Source organism: Novosphingobium sp. 11B (assembly GCF_054589055.1).
In genome coordinates this window covers 1-1119 of sequence record NZ_BAAILP010000300.1, presented here as the reverse complement: position 1 = coordinate 1119, position 1119 = coordinate 1, and the positions used below count along the sequence as shown (strand labels likewise).

Sequence of the window (1119 nt, the reverse complement as noted above, 5' to 3'; positions counted from 1 at the left end):
GAGCCGGGCGGCAAGCTGGGCATCGGCTTCGACCGGGAGATCGGCGAGGACGCGATGCGCGCCGCCGCGCTCGACGGGTCGATCGAACACCTGATGACCTGGCACGAGGTCGTGCCGGGCGATTTCTTCTACATCCCGGCCAATACCGTCCATGCCATCGGCGCAGGCGTTAGCCTGATCGAGGTGCAGCAGAACAGCGACGTCACGTATCGCCTCTACGACTACGGCCGCCCGCGCGAGCTGCATCTGGAGGACGGGATGGCGGTATCGCACGGCGAGCCGTACTCGCGTGAGCAATGGTTCAGGCACGTGCCGCTGGACGGTTCGCAGGTGCTGGTCGATGGCCCGCTCTTCGTGCTGGACCAGGTCGCGGGCATGCCGTCGCAGGAGATCGCAATGCGCTATCCCGATGCACTGCTGGTGATCCCGCGCGAGGGCGCGGTCGAAGTCGCGGGCGAGTCCATCGCGCCCGGCAGCTGTGCGCTGGCGATGAGCCTAGCCGACGTGCGATTTGCGGAAAACGGCGTTTGCCTGCTGACGAGGCCCTGTAAAATCGCGTCCTGACGGTGCATGAAGGGAGACATGATCGTCCAGACCATCCAGTTGGCACTGACGCCGGTTTTCGTGCTCGTGGCCATCGGCAATATCCTCAACATCCTCTCGACGCGGCTCGGGCGCGTGGTCGATCGCGCGCGCATCCTGCAGGAGCGGCACGGCACCACGCAGGGGATGGAGCACGACATGGTGGTCAGCGAGTTGCGGCTGGTGAACCGGCGCATGACGCTGATTACCCATGCGGTGCGCTACATGGTGCTCTCGGCGCTGGCGATCGGCGTGACGGTGGCCGTGCTGTTCCTTTCCGGGCTTGGCGGAATGGACTGGCATGCGGCGGCGGCGGTGACGTTCCTTGCCGCGATCGTGCTGCTGCTGTTCGCGCTCGTCCTGTTCCTGCGCGAAACGCAGGTGGCGGCCGACGCACTGCGCATCCCCAGCGACTATCTGGAACTTCATCGCCACATCTGAGAATCCGTTTGGAAATTCGCCGCAGGCGAATTTCGTGGCACCGGCCCACGCCCCCACCCGGCCTCCCACGGAAGTATACTTGATGGGAGGCCGGGT

Annotated in this window: 2 protein-coding genes; both read left to right on the top strand. The window is 65.5% G+C overall.

Annotated features, from left to right (window positions below):
* The coding region (locus tag ACYPYD_RS26075; RefSeq protein WP_459666536.1) for a class I mannose-6-phosphate isomerase at positions 1 to 564 on the top strand (564 nt) is incomplete at its 5' end.
* Between the two features lie 18 nt (positions 565 to 582).
* The gene (locus tag ACYPYD_RS26070; protein WP_285017067.1) at positions 583 to 1023 is read left to right on the top strand and encodes a DUF2721 domain-containing protein; all 441 of its coding nucleotides are present in this window, start codon (positions 583 to 585) and stop codon (positions 1021 to 1023) included.
* The last annotated feature ends 96 nt before the right edge of the window (positions 1024 to 1119 follow it).